This is a genomic window from Pseudocitrobacter sp. 2023LY-00077 (assembly GCF_055796175.1).
On the sequence record NZ_JBSPEI010000003.1, the window covers coordinates 59,899 to 81,692 of the forward strand.

At 55.0% G+C, this 21,794-nt stretch carries 16 protein-coding genes; 10 read left to right on the forward strand and 6 right to left on the reverse strand.

The annotated features are described in order from the left end of the window. The first annotated feature begins 14 nt into the window (after positions 1–14). The 5 genes from greB to feoC all read left to right on the forward strand — a co-directional run bounded on the left by greB (position 15) and on the right by feoC (position 6,122). Complete coding sequence (gene greB, locus ACWWFX_RS04730) at positions 15–488, forward strand: transcription elongation factor GreB (RefSeq protein WP_015962674.1); 474 nt, start codon at positions 15–17, stop codon at positions 486–488. 102 nt (positions 489–590) lie between these two features. Next, a complete protein-coding gene (locus ACWWFX_RS04735) occupies positions 591–2,924 on the forward strand; it encodes a Tex family protein (RefSeq protein ID WP_473223325.1) in 2,334 nt (777 codons plus the stop codon). Between the two features lie 380 nt (positions 2,925–3,304). Further along, entirely contained in the window at positions 3,305–3,532 is a 228-nt protein-coding gene (feoA, locus tag ACWWFX_RS04740; protein ID WP_015962672.1) for a ferrous iron transporter A, read from the forward strand. A 31-nt stretch (positions 3,533–3,563) separates the two neighbouring features. Next, positions 3,564–5,876 carry a Fe(2+) transporter permease subunit FeoB gene (gene feoB / locus ACWWFX_RS04745; RefSeq protein ID WP_473223326.1) on the forward strand — a complete coding sequence of 771 codons (2,313 nt, stop codon included), beginning with the start codon at positions 3,564–3,566 and terminating at the stop codon, positions 5,874–5,876. 9 nt (positions 5,877–5,885) lie between these two features. After that, positions 5,886–6,122, forward strand: a complete 237-nt coding sequence (feoC, locus tag ACWWFX_RS04750) for a [Fe-S]-dependent transcriptional repressor FeoC (protein WP_473223327.1) — start codon at positions 5,886–5,888, stop codon at positions 6,120–6,122. A gap of 139 nt (positions 6,123–6,261) precedes the next feature. Here feoC and ACWWFX_RS04755 read toward each other — a convergent pair whose 3' ends face one another. Together ACWWFX_RS04755 and bioH are read right to left on the reverse strand one after the other, a co-directional pair. Beyond that, a complete protein-coding gene (locus ACWWFX_RS04755; protein ID WP_149464140.1) occupies positions 6,262–6,531 on the reverse strand; it encodes a YdgH/BhsA/McbA-like domain containing protein in 270 nt (89 codons plus the stop codon). A gap of 121 nt (positions 6,532–6,652) precedes the next feature. Then, on the reverse strand, positions 6,653–7,426 hold the full coding sequence (gene bioH, locus ACWWFX_RS04760; RefSeq protein WP_276218758.1) for a pimeloyl-ACP methyl ester esterase BioH: 774 nt from the start codon (positions 7,424–7,426) through the stop codon (positions 6,653–6,655). Between the two features lie 37 nt (positions 7,427–7,463). On the opposite strand from bioH, the gene gntX reads away from it, so the two are divergent. The 3 genes from gntX to gntT all read left to right on the forward strand — a co-directional run bounded on the left by gntX (position 7,464) and on the right by gntT (position 10,658). Further along, positions 7,464–8,138 (forward strand): DNA utilization protein GntX, encoded by a 675-nt coding sequence (gene gntX, locus ACWWFX_RS04765; RefSeq protein ID WP_473223328.1) that lies wholly within the window; start codon positions 7,464–7,466, stop codon positions 8,136–8,138. Positions 8,139–8,196: 58 nt separating this feature from the next. Next, positions 8,197–8,772 (forward strand): Fe-S biogenesis protein NfuA, encoded by a 576-nt coding sequence (nfuA, locus tag ACWWFX_RS04770; protein WP_015962666.1) that lies wholly within the window; start codon positions 8,197–8,199, stop codon positions 8,770–8,772. A gap of 569 nt (positions 8,773–9,341) precedes the next feature. Further along, positions 9,342–10,658, forward strand: a complete 1,317-nt coding sequence (gene gntT, locus ACWWFX_RS04775) for a gluconate transporter (RefSeq protein WP_149464137.1) — start codon at positions 9,342–9,344, stop codon at positions 10,656–10,658. Positions 10,659–10,712: 54 nt separating this feature from the next. On the opposite strand, the gene malQ is transcribed toward gntT, so the two are convergent. Both malQ and malP read right to left on the reverse strand, forming a co-directional pair. After that, positions 10,713–12,794, reverse strand: coding sequence for a 4-alpha-glucanotransferase (malQ, locus tag ACWWFX_RS04780; protein WP_473223329.1), 2,082 nt, complete (start codon positions 12,792–12,794; stop codon positions 10,713–10,715). A 10-nt stretch (positions 12,795–12,804) separates the two neighbouring features. Further along, positions 12,805–15,195 carry a maltodextrin phosphorylase gene (gene malP, locus ACWWFX_RS04785; protein ID WP_473223330.1) on the reverse strand — a complete coding sequence of 797 codons (2,391 nt, stop codon included), beginning with the start codon at positions 15,193–15,195 and terminating at the stop codon, positions 12,805–12,807. A 625-nt stretch (positions 15,196–15,820) separates the two neighbouring features. On the opposite strand from malP, the gene malT reads away from it, so the two are divergent. Together malT and ACWWFX_RS04795 are read left to right on the forward strand one after the other, a co-directional pair. Then, entirely contained in the window at positions 15,821–18,526 is a 2,706-nt protein-coding gene (malT, locus tag ACWWFX_RS04790; RefSeq protein ID WP_473223331.1) for an HTH-type transcriptional regulator MalT, read from the forward strand. Positions 18,527–18,713: 187 nt separating this feature from the next. Further along, positions 18,714–20,072, forward strand: a complete 1,359-nt coding sequence (locus tag ACWWFX_RS04795) for a glycoside-pentoside-hexuronide (GPH):cation symporter (protein ID WP_276218767.1) — start codon at positions 18,714–18,716, stop codon at positions 20,070–20,072. A gap of 87 nt (positions 20,073–20,159) precedes the next feature. On the opposite strand, the gene ACWWFX_RS04800 is transcribed toward ACWWFX_RS04795, so the two are convergent. Then, entirely contained in the window at positions 20,160–20,924 is a 765-nt protein-coding gene (locus ACWWFX_RS04800) for a DeoR/GlpR family transcriptional regulator (protein ID WP_231826021.1), read from the reverse strand. Between the two features lie 18 nt (positions 20,925–20,942). Further along, on the reverse strand, positions 20,943–21,773 hold the full coding sequence (glpG, locus tag ACWWFX_RS04805; RefSeq protein ID WP_276218770.1) for a rhomboid family intramembrane serine protease GlpG: 831 nt from the start codon (positions 21,771–21,773) through the stop codon (positions 20,943–20,945). Positions 21,774–21,794 lie beyond the last annotated feature (21 nt).

Here is a 21,794-nt window from a genome sequence, read left to right on the forward strand (position 1 = left end):
GGCAGGAAACGCGGATGAAAACGCCTTTAATTACCCGTGAAGGGTATGAAAAACTGAAAAAAGAGATGGATTACCTCTGGCGCGAGGAACGCCCGGAAGTCACCAAAAAAGTGACCTGGGCAGCAAGTCTGGGCGATCGCAGTGAAAACGCCGATTACCAGTACAACAAAAAGCGCCTGCGTGAAATCGACCGCCGCGTGCGTTATCTCACCAAATGTCTGGAAAACCTGAAGATTGTCGATTATTCACCGCAGCAGGAAGGCAAAGTCTTCTTTGGCGCGTGGGTGGAAATTGAAAACGACGACGGCGATGTGAAGCGTTTTCGCATTGTCGGCTACGATGAAATATTTGGTCGTAACGACTACATCTCAATTGATTCACCGATGGCGCGCGGCCTGCTGAAAAAAGAGGTTGGCGATCTGGCCGTGGTGCAAACGCCCGCCGGTGAGGCGAGCTGGTACATCAATGAGATCGAATATGTGAAGTAGCGCGCCTGGAACAATCCGAGAGAATACGGTGTCGACTGGCATTTTTGCCGGTCAATCCGTATAACTATCCCCTGATTTTTCGACCCAACAGATGACAACACCATGATGAATGATTCGCTCTGCCGCATTATTGCGGGTGAACTTCAGGCACGCGCAGAACAGGTGGAAGCCGCCGTTCGCCTGCTTGATGATGGGAATACCGTGCCGTTTATTGCACGTTATCGTAAGGAAGTCACCGGCGGTCTGGATGACACGCAGCTGCGTAATCTGGAATCCCGACTGGGCTATTTGCGTGAACTGGAAGATCGTCGCCAGACCATTCTTAAGTCGATCAGCGAGCAAGGTAAACTGACCGAATCGCTGGAAAAAGCCATCAACGACACCCTCAGCAAAACCGAGCTTGAAGACCTTTACCTTCCGTATAAACAAAAACGTCGCACGCGCGGGCAAATCGCCATTGAAGCCGGGCTGGAACCGCTGGCTGAGCTGCTGTGGAACGAACCGTCGCATGACCCGGAAACGGAAGCCGCCAAATTTATCGATGCCGACAAAGGCGTGGCCGACACCAAAGCCGCGCTGGATGGCGCACGCTATATCCTGATGGAGCGTTTTGCTGAAGACGCGGGCCTGCTGGCGAAAGTGCGTGATTATCTGTGGAAAAACGCCCACATCGTGGCGACCGTGGTGGCAGGCAAAGAGGAAGAAGGCGCGAAATTCCGCGACTACTTCGACCATCACGAACCGATTTCTACCGTGCCGTCTCACCGCGCGCTGGCGATGTTCCGTGGCCGCAACGAAGGCATCCTGCAACTCTCGCTGAATGCCGACCCGCAATTCGACGAGCCGCCGAAAGAGAGCCACGGCGAACAGATTATTATCGATCACCTTGGCCTGCGCCTGAACAACGCCCCGGCGGATAGCTGGCGCAAAGGCGTGGTGAGCTGGACATGGCGCATCAAGGTGCTGATGCACCTGGAAACCGAACTGATGGGCACCGTGCGCGAGCGCGCGGAAGACGAAGCAATTAACGTCTTCGCCCGTAACCTGCACGACCTGCTGATGGCGGCGCCTGCGGGCCTGCGCGCGACGATGGGCCTCGATCCGGGCCTGCGTACCGGCGTGAAAGTGGCCGTTGTTGATGGCACCGGCAAACTGGTCGCCACCGACACCATCTATCCGCACACGGGTCAGGCGGCGAAAGCAGCCGTTGCAGTCGCGGCGCTGTGCGAGAAACATAACGTTGAGCTGGTCGCTATCGGTAACGGTACGGCCTCGCGCGAAACGGAGCGTTTCTTCCTCGACGTGCAGAAACAGTTCCCGAAAGTGACGGCGCAGAAAGTGATCGTCAGCGAAGCAGGCGCATCGGTTTACTCCGCGTCTGAACTGGCGGCGCTGGAATTCCCGGACCTCGACGTTTCTCTGCGTGGCGCGGTCTCTATCGCCCGCCGTTTGCAGGACCCGCTCGCCGAGCTGGTAAAAATCGACCCGAAATCCATCGGCGTCGGCCAGTATCAGCATGACGTTAGCCAGACCTCGCTGGCGCGCAAGCTGGATGCGGTGGTGGAAGACTGCGTAAACGCCGTCGGCGTAGACCTGAATACCGCTTCCGTTCCGCTGTTGACTCGCGTGGCGGGCCTGACGCGCATGATGGCGCAGAATATTGTCAGCTGGCGTGATGAGAACGGTCAGTTCCAGAACCGTCAGCAACTGCTGAAAGTCAGCCGTCTGGGGCCAAAAGCGTTCGAGCAGTGCGCGGGCTTCCTGCGTATTAACCACGGCGACAACCCGCTGGATGCCTCAACGGTGCACCCGGAAGCGTATCCGGTGGTCGAGCGTATCCTGGCGCGGACTCAGCAGGCGCTGAAAGATCTGATGGGCAACAGCAGCGAGTTGCGTAACCTGAAAGCCTCTGAATTCACCGACGAGCGTTTCGGCGTGCCAACCGTCACCGATATCATTAAAGAGCTGGAAAAACCGGGCCGTGACCCGCGTCCTGAGTTTAAAACCGCGCAGTTCGCTGATGGCGTAGAAACCATGAATGACCTGTTGCCGGGGATGATTCTGGAAGGCGCGGTCACTAACGTCACCAACTTTGGTGCGTTTGTGGATATCGGCGTGCATCAGGATGGCCTGGTTCACATCTCGTCGCTGGCGGATAAGTTTGTGGAAGATCCACACACGGTGGTGAAAGCCGGCGATATCGTGAAAGTGAAGGTGCTGGAAGTGGACCTGCCGCGTAAACGTATTGCGCTCACCATGCGTCTGGACGAGCAGCCGGGTGAAACCAACGCCCGTCGCGGCGGTAATAGCAATGAGCGCAACCAGGGTAATCGCCCGGCGGCCAAAGCAGCAAAACCACGCGGTCGCGATGCGCAACCTGCGGGTAACAGCGCGATGATGGATGCGCTGGCGGCGGCGATGGGGAAAAAACGCTAACGCGTGCGGTTTGTGTTGCCGGGTGGCGCTGCGCTTACCCGGCCTACAAACCAGAAACGTCTGTGGGCCCGATAAACGTTATCGGGCTTTTTATTTCGGAAATAGATTAATTGTTTTTATATTTAGCATTATTATCACCGCATTAACATTCAATGAAATAAACAAACATACGGTTTACCCGAATTGTTTTGAGCCAAATCAACTTTGCGCCACTTTATTCTCAGAAAGAACATCCGGTCACATTTTATCTATTGAAGATACAAACCATTCTCATTATCATCGTATTGTAGATTAATTAACCTCTCTCATGTTCGCGCGCCTTTCCGTTCGTTTCTGTTGAACCCGCGCGACAGTGACTCGCGATGAAATAAGTAGGCCCTATGCAATTTACTCCTGATAGTGCGTGGAAAATTACTGGCTTCTCCCGTGAAATCAGCCCAGCCTGGCGTCAGAAACTGCTGTCGCTTGGTATGCTGCCCGGCTCCTCTTTCCAGGTAGTGCGTGTCGCGCCATTAGGCGACCCCATTCATATTGAAACGCGTCGAGTCAGTTTAGTCCTACGCAAAAAAGATTTGGAATTTCTGGATCTTGAATCCATTTCTCGTTAATCCGATTTAGCTGTTATAGAGTTCACAAAAAATGAAAAAACTAACCATTGGCTTAATTGGTAATCCTAATTCCGGCAAGACAACATTATTCAATCAATTAACCGGCGCACGTCAGCGCGTGGGTAACTGGTCCGGGGTGACGGTCGAGCGTAAAGAAGGGTTGTTTTCAACGACCGACCACAACGTCACGCTGGTCGACCTGCCAGGGACCTACTCCCTGACCACCATCTCCTCGCAAACCTCGCTCGATGAGCAAATCGCCTGCCACTATATTCTGAGCGGCGACGCCGACCTTCTGATTAACGTCGTCGATGCCTCCAACCTCGAGCGCAACCTCTATCTGACGCTGCAACTCCTTGAGCTGGGCATTCCCTGCATCGTGGCGCTCAACATGCTTGATATCGCGGAGAAACAGAAAATCCGCATTGATATCGATGCCCTCTCCGCCCGTTTGGGTTGCCCGGTCGTTCCGCTGGTTTCCACCCGTGGCCGCGGGATCGACGCACTGAAGCTGGCGGTTGACCGCTACCAAAGCAACGATGAGATTGAGCTGGTGCACTACGCCGCGCCGCTACTGCGTGAAGCAGAGAATCTGGCGCGCGCGATGCCGGAGTCTATTCCGGCAAAACAGCGCCACTGGCTCGGTATGCAGATGCTGGAAGGCGATATCTATAGCCGCGCCTATGCGGGCGATGCGGCAGATAAACTCGATATCGCGCTGGCTAACCTGAGCGACGAGCTGGATGACCCGGCGTTGCATATCGCCGATGCGCGTTACCAGAGCATCTCCGCCATTTGCGATAGCGTCAGTAATACGCTCACCGCCGAGCCAAGCCGCTTCACCGCTGCCGTGGATAAAATCGTACTCAACCGCGTGCTGGGGCTGCCGATCTTCCTATTTGTCATGTACCTGATGTTCCTGCTGGCGATTAACATCGGCGGCGCATTGCAGCCTATTTTCGACGGCGGCTCGGTCGCTATCTTTATTCACGGCATTCAATGGATTGGCGCAACACTGCACTTCCCGGAATGGCTGACGATTTTCCTCGCCCAGGGGATTGGCGGCGGGATCAACACCGTACTACCTCTGGTACCGCAAATCGGCATGATGTACCTGTTCCTCTCCTTTCTTGAGGATTCCGGCTACATGGCGCGTGCGGCGTTTGTTATGGACCGCCTGATGCAGTCACTTGGTCTACCGGGCAAATCCTTCGTGCCGCTGATTGTTGGTTTCGGCTGTAACGTGCCGTCGGTGATGGGTGCACGTACGCTGGACGCACCGCGTGAACGTCTGATGACTATCATGATGGCGCCGTTTATGTCCTGCGGCGCACGTCTGGCGATCTTCGCCGTCTTCGCGGCGGCGTTCTTTGGTCAACAGGGCGCGCTGGCGGTCTTCTCGCTTTACGTACTGGGCATCGTGATGGCGATCCTCACCGGTCTGATGCTCAAATACACCATCATGCGTGGTGAAGCCTCCCCGTTCGTGATGGAGCTGCCGGTTTATCACATCCCGCATCTGAAGAGCCTGTTTATCCAGACCTGGCAACGCCTGAAAGGCTTTGTGGTTCGCGCGGGTAAAGTCATCGTTATCGTCAGTATTTTCCTCAGCGCCCTGAACAGCTTCTCGCTGAGCGGCCAGGCGGTCGATAACATCAACGACTCGGCCCTTGCGTCAGTGAGCCGTCAGTTGACGCCGCTGCTGAAACCGATTGGTGTGCATGAAGACAACTGGCAGGCAGCGGTTGGCCTGTTTACCGGGGCGATGGCAAAAGAAGTGGTGGTCGGTACGCTGAACACGCTCTATACCGCTGAAAATATCCAGCAAGAAGATTTCGACCCGGCCACCTTTAGCCTGACCGACGAGCTTCTGGGCGCAGCCGATGAAACCTGGCAGAGCCTGAAAGACACCTTCAGCCTGAGCGTGCTGGCGAACCCAATCGAAGCCAGCAAAGGCGACGGGGAAATGGCGACCGGCGCGATGGGCGTGATGAGCAGCAAATTCGGCAGTGCCGCGGCGGCCTACAGCTACCTGATTTTCGTTCTGCTCTACATTCCGTGCATTTCGGTGATGGGCGCAATTGCCCGTGAATCCAGCCGCGGCTGGATGGGCTTCTCGGTGTTGTGGGGGCTGAACATCGCTTACTCACTATCAACGCTGTTTTATCAGGTCACCAGCTTCAAACAACACCCGCAGTACAGCCTGGTGTGCATTCTGGCGGTGATTCTGTTTAACGTGATAGTGATTGGCGCGCTGCGCCGGGCACGCAGCCGCGTGGATGTAAATCTGCTGGCGACGCGCAAAACCGTTCACGCTCATGAAACCTCTGGCAGCTGCCACTAAGGAGAGGCGATGGCATCGTTAATTGAGGTTCGCGATATGCTGGCACTGCAGGGACGCATGGGGGCATCACAACTCAGCGCGCAGTTACACACGCCGCAGCCGATGATCGATGCCATGCTCGAACGCCTGGAAGCGATGGGTAAAGCGCGTCGCGTGCAGGAAGAGGCGGACGGCTGTCTGTCGGGAAGCTGTAAGCAGTGCCCGGAAGGGCGCGCCTGCCTGAGCGAGTGGTGGGTGCTGTGCTGATCTGCCCGGTGGCGCGTTGCTTACCGGGCCTACAAAATGGGCCAACATCCGCTTAGCCGTAGGCCGGATAAGCGCAGCGCTATCCGGCAAAAATGCAGGCACTCATGGCAAAAGCGGGTCCGAAGACCCGCTTTTTTAATTACTTATAAACGTCTGCGTTACCGTGCACAGTTTTCTCATTCTTTGAACCGGCGATAATCACATAGTACTTCCCGCCCAGCTCATCCGCTTTTTTCGACAAATCGCGCTTCGCATCCATCGGCGAGGTGGTGCGCGAAGTAGTAATTTCACCAATTTTGGTGAGATTCATCTTCGCGACATCTTCTTTCTGAATCTCTTGTGCCGCCAGCGCACCAAAAGAGAGCGAGCCCATAACCAGAGTCGCGACAATACCTGTAACAAGTTTCATAACGTTATCCCTATATAAGTTTTTGTTTTATATGCGGTACGCAACGGCTATCAACGCATTAAGCGTACCGGCAGGATAAGTATTATTCCGCTTTGAAACTTTTGCCATGTGGACGCAAAAATTAAATTTTAGCGTCGGCAAACTCGCGAATAACCTGACAAAATTCATCCGGATGCGAGATAAACGGCGCATGGGCGGCTTTGGCAAAAAGGTACGATTCACTCTGCGGCCACAGGGCATCGAGTTGGGGCACTATTTTGCGCGGCACCAGACCATCCAGTCGGCCATAAAGACGCAGGAAAGGTTTGTCCAGCGAGGTCAGCGCCTGACGCAAATCAGCGGTTTTGAGGATCTCCAGCCCGCCATTAAGCGCTTCGACGGTCGGCATCGGCAGTGACAGTACCGTGCTTTTCAGCGCACGCGCATCCTGTCTGGCGCTTTCCGTGCCCAGCGTTTGCAGTGCGAGGAAGCGCTCAACGGTACGCTGAAAATCTTCACTCAGTTGCTGCTGGAAGCCCGCCAGAATCTCGGGCTTGATGCCGACCCAGTCGTCCTGCGCACAGAAGCAAGGTGATGATGCGACGGTAATCAGCGCCTGGACGCGTTGTGGATGCGTCAGGGCTATCTGGCTCGCCACCAGCCCGCCGAGGCTCCAGCCCAACCAAATCGCCTGTTCAGGCGCCTGTGCAAGAACACGCTCCGCCATCGCATCCAGCGACATTGCACCGAAATCACGGCTGCGGCCAAAGCCTGGCAGGTCGACAAGATGCAGCGTGAAATGCGCGCTCAGTTCCGGCGTTATGCAATCCCACACCTGCGCGTTCAGCCCCCATCCGTGCAGCAGCACAAGATGACAATCTCCTTCACCTTTGGTTTGCCACCAAACGTTGTTCATCAGTTATTGTTCCCACATCCAGCTTTCGAGGTGCAATATGCTAACAGTCCACAGCTTGTGCTGGCTATGCCAAATGCCGCTGGCGATCCCACGATGGGGCGTCTGCTCCCGCTGCGCGCGAACGTTATTCAACACACAACCGCGCTGCCCACAATGCGGCCTTCCGGCAGCGATCGGGCACGTCGTATGCGGGCGCTGCCTGCGTAAGGCGCCGCCCTGGAGCCGGTTAATAGCGGTGAATGATTATGTCCCGCCGCTCAGTCATTTGATTCATGAATTTAAATTCTGCGATAAGCCGGAGCTCGCCCCGATTCTGGCACGGCTCATGCTATTGAACGCGCGGCAAAGGTCGGGATTACCCCGGCCCGACCGGCTCATCAGCGTGCCGCTCTGGCAGCGACGCCACTGGCGACGGGGATTTAATCAGAGCGACCTGTTGTGTCAGGCGCTGGCAAAATGGCTTGGCTGCGCCTGGCATCCTTTTGCCCTTAAACGGGTGCGAAAAACCGCCACCCAGCACCAGCTCAGCGCGCGGTTACGCGCCCGTAACCTGAAAAATGCCTTCCGGCTTGAATTACCGGTGAAGGGGCTCCATATGGTGATTGTGGATGATGTCGTCACTACGGGCAGCACTGTCGCCGAAATTTCCCGCCTGCTTTTGCGAAACGGCGCGGCGAGCGTTCAGGTATGGTGCCTGTGTCGCACCTTGTAGACCCCCTCTGATGGGCGTATTATAACCAACTAAAGTAGTCAACTATTAGGCCAAAGCTATGATCCGTATTTCCGATGCTGCACAAGCGCACTTTGCCAAACTGCTGGTAAATCAGGAAGAAGGTACACAAATCCGCGTATTTGTTATCAATCCTGGCACGCCAAACGCAGAATGTGGCGTTTCTTATTGCCCGCCGGATGCGGTGGAAGCAAGTGACACTGCCCTGAAATTTGAACAACTCACCGCCTATGTCGATGAGCTGAGCGCACCGTATCTCGAAGATGCGGAAATCGATTTTGTTACCGATCAGTTGGGTTCTCAACTGACCCTGAAAGCGCCTAACGCCAAAATGCGTAAAGTGTCTGACGATGCGCCGCTGATGGAACGCGTTGAGTACATGATTCAGGCGCAGGTTAACCCGCAGCTGGCAGGCCACGGTGGCCGCGTGACGCTGATGGAAATCACCGACGAAGGTTACGCGATTCTGCAATTCGGCGGCGGCTGTAACGGTTGCTCGATGGTAGACGTGACGCTGAAAGAAGGGATTGAAAAGCAGCTGCTGGCTGAATTCCCGGAACTGAAAGGCGTGCGCGACCTGACTGAACACCAGCGCGGCGAACACTCTTACTACTAAGTTTTCCCCCCTTCCCTGATTGCCCGGTGGCGCTGCGCTTACCGGGCCTACGTGTTTGTGCTCCCCTTTTGCCCGGTGGCGCTACGCTTACCGGGCCTACGGTTTGTGCTGCTGTTGCCCGATGCGCTTCGCTTATCGGGCCTACGTGACTGTGCCTGCTTTTGCCCGATGCGCTTTGCTTATCGGGCCTACGTGACTGTGCAGATTTTGTAGGCCGGATAAGGCGAAGCCGCATCCGGCAAATGCTTCACACCACACAAATCCATCCCCGTAATGTTACCGCGCAACATGGCTCGCAATTCCCTATACACATCTTTGCAAAAACCCGGCAAATAGTATGACATCCGTCTCAATTTTTACATTTATGCTGCCTGGGTAATTCTCACCCTTGCATGTTACCCGTATCATCCGCCCCATAGCGTCGTCACGCAAATCAATAGCCAGCTATCCTTTAGCAGGCAAAAGTGAGATTCCGACGCAATGAAGTGTGTCCACCCTCTCCAGGGGACAATTGGACGTTGTCACTGAAACAATGACGTTACCCATATAAATTAAAGGCCAGGTGCATCATGCCATTAGTCATAGTAGCTATCGGGGTTATCCTGTTATTACTGCTGATGATCCGTTTTAAAATGAACGGCTTTATTGCCCTTATCCTGGTGGCGCTCGCCGTCGGGTTGATGCAGGGTATGCCGCTCGACAAAGTCATCGTCTCTATCAAAAACGGTGTAGGTGGAACCCTGGGCAGCCTTGCGCTGATTATGGGCTTCGGCGCAATGCTCGGTAAACTGCTGGCAGACTGCGGCGGTGCTCAGCGTATCGCCACCACGCTTATCGAAAAGTTCGGCCGCAAAAACATTCAGTGGGCAGTGGTTCTGACCGGTTTCACCGTCGGTTTTGCCCTGTTCTATGAGGTTGGTTTCGTTCTGTTGCTGCCGCTGGTCTTCACCATCGCCGCTTCCGCGCGTATTCCGCTGCTGTATATCGGTGTACCGATGGCTGCCGCGCTGTCCGTTACGCACGGCTTCCTGCCGCCGCACCCGGGCCCGACCGCGATTGCAACCATCTTCCACGCAGACATGGGTAAAACCCTGCTGTACGGTACGCTGCTGGCAATCCCGACTGTGATTCTGGCAGGTCCGGTTTATGCGCGCTGCCTGAAAAGCATCGACAAACCCATTCCGGAAGGTCTGCACAACCCGAAAACCTTCACCGAAGAAGAAATGCCTTCTTTCGGCGTGAGCGTTTGGACAGCTCTGGTTCCAGTTATCCTGATGGCCCTGCGCGCCATTGCAGAAATGGTGCTGCCGAAAGGCCACGCGGTGCTGCCGTACGCTGAATTCTTCGGCGACCCGGTAATGGCTACGCTGATTGCCGTACTGATTGCCGTGTTCACGTTCGGCCTGAACCGTGGTCGTAACATGGACCAGGTGAACGATACGCTGACCTCTTCCATCAAAATCATTGCCATGATGCTGTTGATCATTGGCGGTGGCGGTGCGTTTAAGCAGGTTCTGGTTGATAGCGGCGTGGACAAATACATCGCGTCAATGATGCATGGCTCCAACGTTTCTCCGCTGCTGATGGCCTGGTCTATTGCCGCCGTGCTGCGTATCGCGCTGGGTTCTGCAACCGTTGCAGCCATCACTGCCGGTGGTATCGCGGCCCCGCTGATTGCCACTACTGGCGTGAGCCCAGAGCTGATGGTTATCGCGGTTGGTTCCGGCAGCGTTATCTTCTCTCACGTGAACGATCCAGGTTTCTGGCTGTTCAAAGAGTACTTCAACCTGACTATCGGCGAGACCATCAAGTCCTGGTCGATGCTGGAAACCATCATCTCCGTGTGTGGTCTGGTTGGTTGTCTGCTGCTGGGAATGGTTGTTTAAGTGTAAACCGTCATCCGACACAAAAAGAACCCGCCATCTGGCGGGTTCTTTTTTTTACTTCTTCTTACCTGCCGCTTTGCGCCGCTTATCCAGGTCCTTAATCAGCTTATTCACCCGTTCATCGGCAAACATCTGCTCAAGACTGGTGGTCAGCTTACGACGCCAGTTTTTGTACTGATCGCTGGTACCGGGGATATTGACCGGCTCTTCCATATTCAGCCAGTCTTCCGGTTGCAGCCCCAGCAGTGCGCTGTTGCTGTCAGCGATATAACGCTGCATACCGCGATTAAGCGTGTCGGTCATGCTCATCAGGCTGGCTTTATGCCCGGCACGTTTTGGCAGCACGCCATATTTGTGCAGCGCATCCAGCAAGCCCTGCTTCGCCAGTTCGCGATCCTGGTACAAACCACGTAACACCACTTCGTCAGGATAAAGCCCCAGCGCCCGACCCAGCGTCAGGTCACCGCTTTCCCAGTAACCGCGCAGCGTCGGCAGGTCATGGGTGGTGGCGACCGCCATGGATTGCTCCGGATACGCTTTTGGCGCACGGAAGGTTTTGTCGCTGTCATTTTCGAAGTAGAGCACTTTGTATGAGTAAACTCCGCTCTTGCGCAGTTTGCCGACAATCTCCACCGGTACGGTACCGAGATCTTCGCCAATCACCATGCAGCGATGGCGTTTACTCTCCAGCGCCAGAATCGACAGCAGATCGTCCACCGGATAATGCACGTACGCGCCGTGGTCCGCCGTTTCACCGTACGGTATCCACCACAGACGCAGCACGGACATCACGTGGTCGATACGCAGCGCGCCGCAGTTTTTCATGTTCGCGCGCAGCAGGTCGATAAACGGCTCGTAGGCACGCGCGGTAATGATGTGCGGGTCCATCGGCGGCAGGCCCCAGTTTTGCCCCAGCGGCCCGAGGATATCCGGCGGTGCGCCTACTGACGCTTTCAGGCAGTAAAGCTCGCGGTCACACCAGGTTTCCGCGCCGCCTTCCGCCACGCCCACGGCGAGGTCGCGATAAAGGCCAATCGGCATGTCATGTTGCTGGCTTTCCTGCCAGCAGGCCGCAAACTGGGTGTACGCCAGCCATTGCAGCCAAAGGTAGAAATCGACTTCATCGGCATGCTGCGCGCAGAACGCACGCACTTCCGGGCTATCGACATCCTGATACGCTTTCGGCCAGGCAGGCCAGCCCCAGCGCAGTTTGTCGATTTTCACCTGGTTGGCATGCAGCGCATCATACGCCGCCTGCCAGTAAAGGCTTTCACCTTCACGTTCCACAAAGTTGCGGAACTGGGTCATCTGCGCGTCATCGCGTTTAGCAAAACGCTTCCACGCCATACGCAGCGCGGTCATTTTCAGTTCTGTAACCGCCGTGTAGTCAACCCAGACCGCATCGCAGGCGGCTTTCAACGCTTTCTGCGTGGCCGGTTTTTTCCACCAGGCCTGCGCTTCTTCGCTGTGCTGGAAATCCTCCACCGCATTGACATCGATATAAATCACATTCAGCCAGCGGCGTGAAGACGGGCTGTACGGGCTGGCACTTTCCGGATTCGCCGGATAGAGCGCGTGAATCGGGTTGAGGCCGATAAACGCCCCGCCGCGTTTGGCGATTTCCGGCAGCATCGCCTTCAGGTCGCCAAAGTCGCCAATTCCCCAGTTCTTTTCAGAACGCAGGGTGTAGAGCTGCACGCAGGCGCCCCACAGTTTTTCTTTCTCTTTCAACGCCAGCGGTTCATAGCAGCGTTCCGGGGCGACAATCACCCGGCAGTGCCAGCGTTCATCAGACTGGGTCAGCGTAAGGGAGTGATAGCCCTCAGGCAGACGCGCGGGCAGCGCCAGGTTTTTGCCTCCTGTCGCCTCCCCCTGATATTGCTTGCCCTCTTCGGTGGTCAGCAGCCAGTGAAACTCACCGCTACCTTCAACCGTCAGGGCCATTTTTTTGCCATGCGTCCAGACCATGACGTTCGGGACGGGCGTCACCGCCACTTTCGTGGCGGTAGCGTGCATTGCGTCCAGCAAACGCCGTTTGGTGTCAGCACCGATAGACTGCGGTTTACCGTGCGCATTGATATAGTTGGGGCTGATCCCCGCCGCCAGCGCGGCATTGTCGAGGCGTTTGCTTTCCATAGGCCTGTCCTTAGCGTTTTGCCTGCCAGATACGTTTCTGATAATCGCGAATGGAGCGATCGGAGCTAAACATGCCGCAGCGCGCGGTGTTCAGGATAGTGGCGCGAGTCCACGCTTCCTGATCGCGATACAGCACATCGACCTGTTTCTGCGCTGCCACGTAGGCTTCAAAATCGGCCAGCACCAGGTACGGGTCGCCGCCTTTCAGCAGGCTGTGCAGCATCTGGTCGAACGCGTGTTTGTCACCATCGCTGTATTTACCGCTCTCCAGCTCTTTGAGCACCGCGTCCAGCAGTTTGTCTTTCTTACGCCATTTCAGCGGATCGTAACCTTTCGCTTTCAGCGCCTTCACCTGTTCAACGGTGTTACCGAAGATGAAGATGTTTTCATCGCCGACCACTTCCGCGATTTCCACGTTCGCACCGTCCAGCGTACCGACGGTCAACGCACCGTTCAGCGCCAGCTTCATGTTGCCGGTACCAGACGCTTCTTTGCCTGCGGTAGAGATCTGTTCGGAGACATCCGCCGCCGGGATCAGTTTTTCCGCCGCCGACACACAGTAATCCGGCAGGAAGACCACTTTCAGCTTGTCGCCCACTTTCGGATCGTTGTTGACGGCTTCTGCCACCTTGTTAATCGCGAAGATGATGTTCTTCGCCAGGTAATAGCCCGGCGCTGCTTTCGCACCGAACAGGAATACGCGCGGTACGCGGTCTGCCTGCGGGTTCTCGCGGATCTCTTTATACAGTGCCAGAATGTGCAGCAGGTTCAGGTGCTGACGTTTGTATTCATGCAGGCGCTTGATTTGGATATCAAAAATCGCCTGAGTATTGATTTCAATGCCGGTACGCGCTTTCACGAACTCAGCCAGGCGCTCTTTGTTGGCCTGTTTGATCTCGCGGTATGTCTGGCGGAATTTCGCGTCATCGGCGAATTTCTCGAGGTTGATCAACTGGTCGAGATCGTTCGCCCACTCTTTCTTCAGCGACTTATCAAGCAACGCAGCCAGTGCCGGGTTGCACTGTTTGATCCAGCGACGCGGCGTAATACCGTTGGTGACGTTGTGGAATTTGTTCGGCCACAGCTGGTGATATTCCGGGAACAGATCTTTCACCACCAGGTCGGAGTGCAGCGCGGCGACGCCGTTCACCGCAAAGCCGCTGACCACGCACATGTTCGCCATGCGCACCCGTTTGTCGTGTACCACAGCCAGTTTCGCCCATACGGCTTTGTCGCCCGGCCAGGTTTTATCAACCAGCTTTTTAAAGCGCGCATTGATTTCGTTGATGATCTGCATATGGCGCGGCAGCAGCGCTTTAATCAGTTTTTCATCCCAGCACTCGAGCGCTTCCGGCATCAGGGTGTGGTTGGTGTAGGCGAATGTTTTGCTGGTGATAGCCCAGGCGTCATCCCAGCTCAGCTGGTGCTCATCAATCAGCACGCGCAGCAGTTCCGGAATGGCGATCGTTGGGTGTGTATCGTTAAGCTGAATGACTTCGAAATTCGCCAGTTCATGCAGTTTGCGGCCCGCCAGATGATGACGACGCAGAATATCCGCCACTGAACAGGCGCACTGGAAGTATTGCTGCATCAGGCGCAGTTTTTTACCCGCCGTATGGTTGTCGTTCGGGTAGAGTACTTTCGTCAGTTTTTCGGCGTCGATGCCCTGCTGTTCTGCACGCAGGAAGTCGCCGTCGTTGAATTTGGTCAGGTTAAACGGATGCGCGTGCTTCGCCTGCCACAGGCGCAGCGGCTGTGCGATGCCGTTACGGTAGCCGAGTACCGGCAGGTCCCAGGCTTCACCGGTGATTTCAAATGCCGGGGTCCAGTGACCCTCTTTGCTGACTTTTCCGCCAATACCGACCAGCACATCCAGCGCCGCGTTGTGGCGGAACCACGGGTAGCTACCGCGCTGCCAGTCATCCGGCGCTTCCATCTGCTGACCATCGGCAAAGGACTGACGGAATAAGCCATATTGATAGTTCAGGCCATAGCCCGTCGCCGACTGACCCACGGTCGCCATGGAGTCGAGGAAGCAGGCCGCCAGACGCCCCAGGCCACCGTTACCCAACGCCGGGTCCGTTTCTTCTTCCAGCAGGTCGGTCAGATGAATATCGAACGGCTTGAGCGCATCGCTCACGCCCTCATACCAGCCGAGGTTCAGCAGGTTGTTGCCAGTCAGACGACCAATCAGAAACTCCATCGAAATGTAGTTCACGTGGCGTTGATCCTTCGCCGGTTTCGCCACGGGCTGAGCGGACAGCATTTCTGCCAGCGCACCGCTCACAGCCTGCCACCACTGGTGAGAGGTCATCTCAGAAGCAGCCTGTAAACCAAATCGTTGCCACTGACGCGTCAGGGCAGCCTGAAACAGTTCTTTATTGAAGGTTGGCTGTGACATAGGGAATTCGAGTCCTTTTTACATAAACGTTAGTGATAGTTTGCCTGGCTGACTGGGTGTCTTCCTCATCCCGTCCCGGATTAGGCGGGGAGGAGTCGCAGGGATGAGCGAAAAATGTGATCGCAGACACTATTACATGATTCACTAATTCCTGATTTGCGCAAATTTTACCCAGCATCAGGCGGCCATCCATTCTGCCTGGCGGCAGTTTCAGTTATCAGAACGAAGATATCCGCGCGGTATGTCATAAAAATGAAATGGTGTTTTTCCTAATTTATGGCCGCAAGGAAATAGTTACGCTGATGAAATAACCTGAAATGAAAATAAGATGATCCATGATGCAAATAGCGCAGCTGACTATAAATTTAATAGTTGTTTAATTAACCCCATGCCCTTTGTCGCTTTTTCAGAGTTTTACTCTTTTTGACAAACCCAGTCACCACGCGCCCTGCAACCGGTCTCCGTAATTCAAATGGGCAATAAGTAGAATTGTGACAGAGTGCAAATTCGCAGACATCAAAACCGGACATAACTTGCAATAAATTGTCATTTGGCCGACCTTTGTATTGATTAATTACGAGCCCTAAAAAAAATATTTTTCTCTCCTCACAGTGAAGTGATTGCTATGTTGATTCCGTCAAAATTAAGTCGACCCGTCCGTCTTGAACACACAGTGATTCGGGAACGGCTGCTGGCGAAGCTTTCAGGCGCGAACAATTATCGTCTGGCGCTGATCACCAGCCCTGCAGGTTATGGCAAGACGACGCTCATTTCACAGTGGGCGGCGGGAAAAAACGAACTGGGTTGGTACTCCCTTGATGAAGGGGATAACCAGCAGGAACGGTTCGCCAGCTACCTTATCGCCGCGATTCAGCAGGCGACGGGCGGCCATTGCAGCGCCAGTGAAAACATGGTGCAAAAACGCCAGTATGCGAGCCTGTCATCGCTGTTTTCTCAGCTTTTTGTCGAGCTGAGCGAGTGGCAGAAACCGCTGTATCTGGTGATTGACGATTATCATCTGATCACCAATCCGGTGATCCACGACGCCATGCGCTTTTTCCTGCGCCATCAGCCGGAAAACCTGACGCTGGTTGTCCTGTCGCGTAATTTGCCGCAGTTGGGTATCGCCAACCTGCGCGTGCGCGATCAACTGCTGGAAATCGGCAGCCAACAGCTGGCCTTTAACCATTGTGAAACCAAACAATTCTTCGACTGCCGCCTCACCTCGCCTATCGAGCTTGCGGAGAGTGGCCGTCTGTGTGACGACGTTGCCGGTTGGGCGACGGCGTTACAGCTGATCGCCCTGTCGGCGCGTCAGCGCAATAATGCCACGCAGCACTCCGCCCGCCGTCTCTCCGGCATTAACGCCAGCCATCTGTCCGATTATCTGGTCGATGAAGTGCTGGATAACGTGGAGCCTGCAACGCGTAATTTCCTGCTGAAAAGTTCGCTGCTGCGCTCGATGAACGACGCGCTCATTGTGCGCGTGACCGGCGAAGAAAACGGCCAGATGCGGCTGGAAGAGATTGAGCGTCAGGGGCTGTTCCTGCAACGCATGGATGACTCCGGTGAATGGTTTAACTATCACCCGCTGTTCTGTAGCTTCCTGCGCCAGCGCTGTCAGTGGGAACTGGCGACAGAGTTACCCGATATTCATCGCGCCGCCGCCGAAAGCTGGATGGCGCAAGGCTTCCCGAGCGAGGCGATTCATCACGCGCTTGCGGCGGGCGACCCCAAAATGCTGCGCGATATTCTGCTGAATCACGCCTGGGGTCTGTTCCATCACAGCAAACTCGCGCTGCTGGAAGAGTCGCTCTCCGCCCTGCCGTGGGAAAGCCTGCTGGAAAACCCGCGTCTGGTACTGTTACAGGCATGGCTGATGCAGAGCCAGCATCGCTATAGCGAAGTTAACACCCTATTGGCGCGTGCCGAACAGGAGATGGACTTCGAGATGGACAAAGCCCTGCATGGCGATTTCAATGCCCTGCGCGCGCAGGTGGCAATTAACGATGGCGACCCGGAAGAAGCGGAACGTCTGGCGATGGTTGCCCTTGATGAGCTGCCGCTGGCAAGCTTCTACAGCCGTATCGTCGCCACCTCCGTGCACGGCGAAGTGCTTCACTGCAAAGGGCAACTGGGGCAGTCGCTGTCGGTGATGCAGCAAACGGAGCAGATGGCGCGCCGTCATGATGTCTGGCATTACGCCCTGTGGAGCCTGATCCAACAAAGTGAAATTCTGTTTGCCCAGGGCTTTTTGCAGGCCGCCTGGGAGTGCCAGGAAAAAGCGTTCCAGCTGATCCGCGATCAGCATCTCGAACAGTTGCCAATGCACGAGTTCCTGCTGCGCATTCGCGCGCAGTTGCTGTGGGCGTGGGCACGTCTGGATGAAGCCGAAGCCACTGCGCGTACCGGCATGGACGTGCTGGTAAACTATCAGCCGCAGCAGCAGCTTCAGTGCCTGGCGCTGCTGGTACAATGCTCTCTGGCGCGCGGCGATCTCGACAATGCCCGCAGCCACCTGAACCGTCTGGAAAATTTACTCGGGAATGGCCCGTATCACAGCGACTGGGTCTCTAACGCCGATAAAGTGCGGGTAATTTACTGGCAAATGGTTGGCGACAAAAAATCCGCCGCCAACTGGTTGCGCCATACGCCAAAACCGGCATTCGCCAACAACCACTTCCTGCAAAGCCAGTGGCGCAACATCGCCCGCGTGCAGATCCTGCTCGGCGAATTTGATGCCGCTGAAATGGTGCTGGAAGAGTTGAACGAAAATGCGCGTTCGCTGCGTCTGATGAGCGATCTCAACCGTAACCTGCTGTTGTTGAATCAACTGTACTGGCAGGCAGGGCGGAAAAACGAAGCCCAGCGCGTACTGCTGGAAGCGCTGACGCTGGCCAACCGCACCGGGTTTATCAGCCACTTTGTGATTGAGGGCGAAGCGATGGCGCAGCAGTTGCGTCAGCTTATTCAGCTCAACACACTGCCGGAACTCGATCAGCATCGCGCTCAGCGCATTCTGCGTGAAATCAATCAGCATCATCGGCATAAGTTCGCGCACTTTGATGAGAACTTCGTCGAACGTCTGCTGAATCACCCGGAAGTGCCGGAGCTCATCCGCACCAGCCCGCTCACACAGCGTGAATGGCAGGTGCTGGGGCTTATCTACTCGGGTTACAGCAATGAACAGATTGCCGGTGAACTGGACGTGGCCGCCACGACCATCAAGACGCATATCCGTAATCTGTACCAGAAACTGGGCGTGGCACATCGTCAGGATGCGGTACAGCACGCGCAACAGCTGCTGAAAATGATGGGATATGGCGTTTAATATATATTTTGGTGGTAAATTATTATCACCAAAATATATTGTATATTGATACTTCTAATTAAGAAGAGATAGCTACGTCACATTAGAGAAGAAACATAAATCAGAAGTGAAAAATTAGAATATTTCTTCCCCGCCTCACCTTTTATAACTACTGCTGCGAGTTGGCACGTTATAAAAGGGTGATTATATGTCGGCATTAACCGAAAAAGTCAGTGCTAAAGAGAAGTTTGGATTTGGTTTGGGCGATGCCGCAAGCCATATTGTTTTCGATTCCTCTGTTGCTATTCTGGCGTACTTCTACACAAATATTTATGGCTTACCCCCGGCGGTAATGGGGACATTATTTTTAGTTGTCAGAGTCCTGGACGCCATTACCGACCCTATCATGGGCGCAATTGCGGACCAGACAAAAAGCCGCTGGGGGCGTTTTCGTCCGTGGCTGTTAATTATCTGCGTACCGTTTGCCGTGAGCTGCATTTTAGTTTATTCCACGCCAGACTTTGATCAGACAGGAAAAATCATTTACGCCGTCATCGCCTATATATTTATGACGCTAATGTATACCGCGATTAATATTCCTTACTGCTCACTGGGTGCGGCCATTACTGCCGATCCGTCTGAAAACCTCTCCCTGCAATCCTGGCGCTTCGCCATCGCACCTATTGGCGGTGCAATGGGTACGGCGCTGATTCTTCCGCTGGCAGACTTCCTTGCACCAGGCGATCGCGCAAGCGGTATGCAGTGGGCGATGGGGATATTTGGTGTCATTGGCTGCATTATGTTCCTGATCTGCTTCCTGACCACCAAAGAACGTATTGAACCGGTGAAAGAAGAGAACCTGAATATTCTGCGCGACGTGAAAATCCTGGCGAAAAACGATCAGTGGTGGATTCTGTCGGTTTATAACCTGGCGATGTTGTGTGGCGTCGTTGTGCGCGGCAGCTTACTGGTTTATTTCGTGCAATATATCCTGAATCAGGGTAGCAGCGTTATTTCCATGTTTATGCTGGCGACAACGGTTGCTGCGGTGGTCGGAAGCCTGGCCGCAAAACCATTGGGTTCAAAAGTGTGCAAAATCCGCGCTTCCGTGTGGGTAAACATTCTGAGTGCCTTAATTGGCTTGCTGTTCCTCGTGTTGCCAACGGAATACTGGATCCCGGCATTTATCGTTCACATTATTCTGAACGTATTGCAGGGCATTAACGCGCCGCTGCAATGGTCAATGATCACCGATGCCAACAACTACGGCGAATGGAAGACTCAGCGTCGTATTACCGGTATGAACGTCGCAGCGAATATTTTTATCATCAAACTGGGCGTGGCAATTGGTGGCGCACTGACGGGCTGGGGCCTGGCTTTCTACGGCTATCAGGCTGGCGTGGAGCATCAATCCGCCGAAGCGATTCGCGGCGTACTGATTCTGTTTACCGTGTTACCGGCTATCTTCTATCTGATTACCGCGATTTCCATTCGCTACTATCAGCTGACGGAAGACAAAATGAATGCCATCGTGACTGACCTGAGCAAAGGGCAGTTCCAGATGTAACGAATGCCGGATGGCGCTTCGCTTATCCGGCCTACAAGCACTCTGTAGGCCGGATAAGGCGCAGCCGCCATCCGGCACTTCTCACCGCTACTCCCGACACAACTCCAGCTGGATGTTATGTTCGGCAATCACCTTCATTACCCCATCCGGCGGCAACACATCTGTGTAGACTGCATCCACCATGCTGATACTGCCCATATTCACCATCGCGTTACGGCCAAACTTAGAATGGTCAACCACCAGCATCACATGACGCGAGTTCTCAATGATGGCGCGCTTGGTGCGCACTTCATGGTAATCAAACTCAAGCAGCGAACCGTCGCTGTCGATGCCGCTGATCCCCAGAATGCCGAAATCGAGGCGGAACTGAGAGATAAAATCGAGTGTCGCTTCACCGATAATCCCGCCGTCACGGCTGCGCAATTCACCGCCCGCGAGGATGATGCGAAAATCTTCCTTCACCATCAGCGTATTAGCCACGTTGAGGTTATTGGTGACGATACGCAGGTCACTATGATTTAGCAGGGCGTGGGCGACCGCTTCCGGTGTGGTGCCGATATCGATAAACAGCGTAGAGCCGTTCGGGATTTCGCTGGCCACCTTACGGGCAATGCGCTCTTTCTCCGCCGTCTGCGTCGATTTTCGGTCGTGCCACGAGGCATTTACCGAACTTGACGGTAACGCCGCGCCGCCGTGGTGGCGCAGGATCATCTTCTGCTCCGCCAGGTCGTTCAGGTCGCGGCGGATGGTTTGTGGGCTAACGGAAAAGTGCTCTACCAGCTCTTCAGTGCTGACATAGCCCTGCAATTTGACCAGCTCAATTATCGCGTCATGACGTTGTGTTTGTTTCATGGTGAGTCCCTGAAAAAATTACGCGCGCTTTCGCGCATTTAGCGTATCGACAAACGCCATCGCCAGACCGACCACCAGGCCGGTAACATGTGCGCCATTGGCAATCGACATGCCAAAAAGATCAAACCAACCGGCAACCAGCCAGACCAACGAAAAGATAATCAACCCACGCTGCAGGTAAATACCGCTGTCCGGATCGCGCTCGCCACGCAGCCAGACGTAACCCATCAGCGCATACACCACGCCAGACAGCCCACCAAACCATGGGCCACTAAACTGGTGCTGGATAAAACCGCTCAACAGCGCACTGATCGCGGTGATCACTACCAGTTTACCGCTGCCGATGCGTTTCTCCACCGCCCCACCGAGATACCACCACCACAGCAGGTTAAACAGAATATGCAGCACCGAGAAATGCATGAGCGCGTGGCTAAAGTAGCGCCAGGCTTCAAACTGCACCGAGCTGTCATAGGGCCAGGCCAGCCACATCATCACGGCCTGATCGCCCACCACATTCATCAGGACGAAAACCAGAATACAGGCGATCATCACCGCCATGGTCACCGGACCGGCATTGGCTTTCAGCGTTTCGAGGAACGGGAAACGACGATAGTGCAGCCCACTGTTGGTGTGGCCCGATTGCCAGCTCGCCGCCAGATAACGCGGATCTGCCGGGTTTTCCAGAAAGCGGGTCAGCTCGGCGCGCACACGTTCTGCCTGACTTTCATCTGCGAGCCAGACATCACTCTGAGTATGTTGTTGTATTGTCAGGATAATACCCTGCGTCGCCATATAGTCCACAAAGGCCTGGGCGACGCGCGGGTTAGTAAAAGAGGTGATCATCAACATGCAGAGGGTCGCTTATTCCAC